Annotated in this window: 1 protein-coding gene; it reads right to left on the bottom strand. The window is 76.7% G+C overall.

Annotation, left to right across the window (positions count from 1 at the left end; translation table 11 throughout):
• Positions 1 to 433 (bottom strand): Y-family DNA polymerase (locus SACPADRAFT_RS0223045; RefSeq protein WP_456153875.1); only part of this gene is annotated, 433 nt, incomplete at both ends.

The following is a 433-nucleotide window of genomic DNA, read 5'->3' on the forward strand; positions in this document are numbered from 1 at the left end:
GTCCGGCCCCGCGGTCCCCGGTCGGGCGGCGTCCAGCTCGGCGGCGTCCAGCTCGGCGACGTCCAGCGGTGCGAGGAAACCGGGGGCCGCGCCCGGTTCCACCAGCGTCGACCGGTGCGCGGCCAGGGTGGCGGCGAACAGCCCGTCGGCGATCCCGATCTGGCATTCCACCCCCGCGTGCGAGGAGACGTGGTCCAACAGCAGCTCGACCAGCCGTTCCTCACCGCCGAAGTACCCGGACGCGCCGGAGGCCGGCACGGCCACCAGGCCCGGCCGGACGACGTCCACACCGACGACCAGCTCCTCGACCGCCGCCGCGACGGACTCGAACAGGCGCGCGTCCCGCCCCGGGTCGTCGGTGAACACCGCCAGTTCGGGGCACCGGGACTGGGCCTGCCTGCGCCGCATCCCCCGGCCGACGCCGGCCGACCGC

It is taken from the genome of Saccharomonospora iraqiensis subsp. paurometabolica YIM 90007 (assembly GCF_000231035.2).
Classification (GTDB): Bacteria; Actinomycetota; Actinomycetes; order Mycobacteriales; family Pseudonocardiaceae; genus Saccharomonospora; species Saccharomonospora paurometabolica.